A 4766-nucleotide genomic window follows, 5' to 3' on the forward strand; every position below is an offset into this window, starting at 1 on the left:
CAACGATGCGATGTGTTTGCTCTGCCACAGAGCAAGTACGCTGCCACGCGTAGCGATGATCAAATTTTTCATTTTTCCTCCCCTATGCTCTTTCGGATCTCGATTTCGTTCTCCTCGATCACTTCTACGTCGATGACGTCGTCGTTTGTGTGGTGGCGTCGCCAGAATTTTCGTTCGCTTTTTTCGGAATTTTCGCTGCCGGTGTTAAATTTAGGCACGTCGCTGGTGACGCAGTAAAACGACGCGGTGATTACGCAAACGCCCAAAATATCGCCGAAAATGCCAGGCGCGATGAGAAAAACGCCGCCTACGACGAAGCCCACGCCGCTTAAAATTTCTTTCGGCGAGATTTTCATTAGATTAAAAAAGCCCATCCACGAGCGGTTTGCTACGACATAACCGCCTAAAATCGCGCTTATGACGATCTCTACCGCATATGCCGCGAAGCCGTTTGCGCTTACGAAATAATAGGTCGTAAATGCCTCAATTATCAGATATGGAACGATCAAAAGCCTAAACATATTTTTCCTTGAATTATCGCTTTAAATCGCGCCTCTTTAAAGACGCTAAAATTTAATCGCGGATTTTAGCAAATTCCGTCTGAATTTTTAATGTATCGCAAGAGCCCCTCGCAGCCGCGCTTGATATCTGCGTAGCAGCGCTCAAAATTGCGCGTGTAGTAGGGGTCGGCGATTTGTAGGCGTTCGGAGCCGGTTAAATTTGAACCGGCGCCTTTTAAATTTAAACCGGTTTGCTTTGCTGAGCCTTTGAAATTTCGCGCATTGCGGCTTGCAAAATTTTCCCCTGCAAATTCCAAAAGAAATTTTACCTTAGCCATATCCTTGCCGCGAAAAATTCGCCCCAGCGAGCGCATATTTTCATCATCCATGCAAAGTATCAGATCGTAGCGCTCGTAGTCTGCGGGCGTGACCTGCACGGCGCGATGCGCTACGAGCGGCACTTTTTGCTCTTTTAGTACGCGCTGCGTTTCGTAGTAGGGCGGCGAGCCGATCTCGTCGGCGTGCGTCGCCGCAGAATCCACGCTCACGCGCGTTTTAAGCTCGCTTTGATTAATGAAATTTTGCATCACGGACTGCGCCATCGGCGAGCGACAGATGTTGCCGTGACAGACGAAAAGTAGCCTCACGCGCGCCTACTGCGTGATGATGTCGTAGTTTTTTGGAATTGCGGGCTTGAAGATCGCCTCGTTTACCGGCGCGTTTTTGCGGACGTTGCTTAGATTTATGACGACCTTATTGTCCATTTTATCGGTGTAGCTGATCTTATTTGGCAAATCGCCCTTTAGCTCGATGAGATATTTCACGTCGTCGAAGCTCGCCTCATAAACGCCGTTTTTATTCGGCTTTGCGTTCGCTAGGATCGCGGTTAAATTTGGCGTTTCTTTGATATTCGTAATGATAGCTTGCTCGAGTTCGGGCTCGATTACGACGACCTTTGTGAAGCTAAAAAATATATTTTTTATCGTAGGGGTCTTATAATGCCACACGGCGTGCTCTTTCGTGGCGCTAAAATCGCCGCCGTAGCTGATTTTCGCATCGTCGCTCTGCACGGTTTGCGAAAAATTTGCGCTCAGAGTGTTGAATTCTATCCCGCTTGCGAATGCAAAAATGCAGCTTGCCGCTAAAGAAATAAGAGTTTTTTTCATAAATTTTGCCTTTATTTTTGAAAATTTGCGCGTATTATAGCCGTTTTTCTAGGATTTAATTAAATAGAAACTAAAAATATGTTAATATGCGCGATTAAAAATTTTAAAAGTAAGGTTCGGTAATGTTTAAAAAGGTCATTCACGGGATTTTCGGCACTAAAAACGATAGGATCGTCAAGCAATACGCCAAGCGCGCGCTAAAAATCAGCGCGCTTGAGGAAAATTATGCGGCGATGGACGATGCGGCGCTTAAGGCGGAATTTGAAGCGTTAAGAGCGCAAGTTCGCGCGGGCGAAAAGAGCACGGATGACGTACTTAACGAAGTGTTTGCTATCGTGCGAGAGGCGGGCAAAAGAGTGCTAAATATGCGCCACTTCGACGTTCAGCTAATAGGCGGTTTGGTGCTAAACGACGGCGCGATCGCAGAGATGAAAACGGGCGAAGGAAAGACCCTCGTAGCGACTTTGGCGGTAGTGCTAAATGCGATGGAGGGCAAGGGTGTGCATGTCGTAACCGTAAACGACTACCTAGCTAAGCGCGATGCTGCGCAAATGGGCGAGCTATATGAATTTTTAGGGCTTAGTACCGGTGTGATCGTAGGCGGCGAATACGACGACGCCAAGCGCAAGGCTGCATACGCGTGCGATATTACGTACGGCACAAACAACGAGTTCGGCTTTGACTACCTGCGCGATAATATGAAATTTAGCGCGGATGAAAAGGTGCAGCGTGGGCATCATTTCGTAATCGTCGATGAAGTTGATAGTATTTTAATCGACGAAGCCAGGACGCCACTTATCATCTCTGGCCCTACGAACCGCACTCTAGACGGCTACATCAAGGCAAATGAAGTAGCTCGCCAAATGATCCGCGGCGAGGCGCCAGCCGATCCAAAAGGCAAAGCTACGGGCGATTTTACCGTAGATGAGAAGAACCGCGCCGTTTTGATTACGGAGGCAGGAATTTCAAAAGCCGAGAAGCTTTTTGGCGTGGATAACCTCTATAGCCTTGAAAATGCCGTGCTTAGCCACTACCTTGATCAAGCACTTAAGGCAAATTATCTATTTGAAAAGGACGTACACTACGTCGTGCGCGACGGGCAGGTCGTAATCGTGGATGAATTTACGGGGCGTCTGAGCGAGGGTCGCAGGTTCAGCGAGGGGCTTCATCAAGCGCTTGAAGCCAAAGAGGGCGTGCAGATCCAAGAGGAGAGCCAAACTCTTGCCGACATTACCTTTCAAAACTACTTCCGTCTTTACGAAAAACTCGCTGGTATGACGGGTACGGCACAGACGGAAGCAACGGAATTTTCTCAAATTTACAAACTCGAAGTAGTCTCGATCCCTACAAACGTGCCGGTCATCAGAAAGGATCAAAACGATCTTATCTACAAAACCGAGCGCGAGAAATTTGACGCCGTCATCAATGAAATCAAGCGGCTAAATTCCAAAGGTCAGCCCGTGCTCGTGGGTACGGCGTCGATCGAAAAAAGCGAGAAGTTGCACGAGCTTTTGGTCAAAGAAAACATCGCGCACTCCGTGCTAAACGCCAAAAATCACGAGCGCGAAGCGCAGATCATCAAAGACGCAGGCGTAAAGGGTGCCGTAACGATCGCTACGAATATGGCGGGACGTGGCGTGGATATCCGCATAGACGATGAAGTGCGCGCTTTGGGCGGACTATATATTTTAGGTACCGAGCGCCACGAAAGCCGCCGTATAGATAATCAACTCCGCGGCCTAAGCCGACGTCAAGGCGATCCGGGCGAGAGTAGGTTTTTCTTAAGCCTGGAGGACAATCTGCTTAGAATTTTCGGCAGCGACAAGATCAAAAATATCATGGATCGCTTGGGTTTAAAAGACGGCGAACATATCGAATCAGGCATGGTTTCGCGCGCAGTAGAGAACGCGCAGAAAAAGGTCGAGAGCTTGCATTTTGAAGCGCGTAAAAATATCCTAGAATACGACGACGTCGCAAACGAGCAGCGCAAGACGATCTATAAATATCGCAATGAGCTTTTGGATCCTGACTACGATCTGAAAGATAAAATCATCCAAAACCGCGAGGAGTACATCTCTAGCGTGCTTGAGGAGCTTGAAATTTTCGACGGCGCAAATATCAAAGAGGTCGATAAATTCCCGATCGTCGCTAAAATCGCTCAAGAAACGGGCGAGGTGCTCGAAAACAGCGAGCTTGAGAAGGTCGATGATTTCAAAGAGCTGAAAGAAAAGATCATCGGCGCGCTTGCCGTTTCGTATGAAAATAAGATGGCGCCGATCGATCCGCAGCAGCGCAAAAGTATCGAAAAGATGCTTTATCTGCAGATCGTCGATCGCGACTGGCGGGAGCATCTGTATCAGATGGATATCCTAAAGGCGGGCATCGGACTTCGCGGCTACAACCACAAAGACCCGCTTACGGAGTATAAAAAGGAGAGCTACAATCTCTTTATGGAGCTTGTGATGCGCCTCAAATCCGATAGCATCCGCTTGCTGCATTCGATCCAGTTTAAATCTAGGGAGGAGATAGAAGCCGAGCAGCGTGCGATGCAGGAGCGTATGGAGAGCTCAAGCGCCAAAGAACTCGCCGCCGCAAGCACGAATGAAGCGCAGCTAAAGGGCTCAGACGAGTTCGGCGACAAAAAGCCTAAGCGAAACGATCCTTGCCCTTGCGGCAGCGGCAAAAAATACAAAGACTGCCACGGCAAGGGCGGCCCGAAAAAGGGCGGCTTTGCGAGGTAAGCGCGGCGATCGGTCGTAAGTATCGCACGATCGGTGATCTCGATTGCGAGCATTGCGCGATCGGCGCTTTCGACCTTGCTTTGCTTTTGTATTTAGCGGATCGGTCGAGGGCGGAGCGTCATAAAATTTTAAAAGAGGCTTGATCGCGAGATTGCGTGCGGCTCTTTTTGACTTTTGCCTTGCTTTCGTATTTAACGGATCGGTCGCGGGCGAGAGCACCATAAAATTTTTTAAAGGGTCTTGATCGCTAGGCAGTACGAACGGCGCGCAAAGCTGCGCGAGAGGGTGGAACTTTGGTCTTGAAATTTTAAAATTTCAAAGCGTGCCTGGTGCTTTGCCGCATATTTTTAACAGTGCCG

4 protein-coding genes are annotated in these 4766 nt (G+C 48.7%); 1 reads left to right on the forward strand and 3 read right to left on the reverse strand.

The features are described from left to right. Positions 1 to 68: 68 nt before the first annotated feature. From Q0236_RS04420 to lolA, 3 genes are all read right to left on the reverse strand, one after another. The gene (locus tag Q0236_RS04420; protein ID WP_297915497.1) at positions 69 to 521 is read right to left on the reverse strand and encodes an FxsA family protein; all 453 of its coding nucleotides are present in this window, start codon (positions 519 to 521) and stop codon (positions 69 to 71) included. A gap of 65 nt (positions 522 to 586) precedes the next feature. Then, complete coding sequence (locus Q0236_RS04425; RefSeq protein ID WP_297915499.1) at positions 587 to 1147, reverse strand: low molecular weight protein-tyrosine-phosphatase; 561 nt, start codon at positions 1145 to 1147, stop codon at positions 587 to 589. A gap of 6 nt (positions 1148 to 1153) precedes the next feature. After that, complete coding sequence (lolA, locus tag Q0236_RS04430; protein ID WP_297915501.1) at positions 1154 to 1666, reverse strand: LolA-like outer membrane lipoprotein chaperone; 513 nt, start codon at positions 1664 to 1666, stop codon at positions 1154 to 1156. Between the two features lie 122 nt (positions 1667 to 1788). Here lolA and secA point away from each other — a divergent pair, with 122 nt between their 5' ends. Then, complete coding sequence (secA, locus tag Q0236_RS04435; RefSeq protein WP_297915502.1) at positions 1789 to 4407, forward strand: preprotein translocase subunit SecA; 2619 nt, start codon at positions 1789 to 1791, stop codon at positions 4405 to 4407. The last annotated feature ends 359 nt before the right edge of the window (positions 4408 to 4766 follow it).

It is taken from the genome of uncultured Campylobacter sp., assembly GCF_938031315.1.
GTDB lineage: Bacteria > Campylobacterota > Campylobacteria > Campylobacterales > Campylobacteraceae > Campylobacter_B.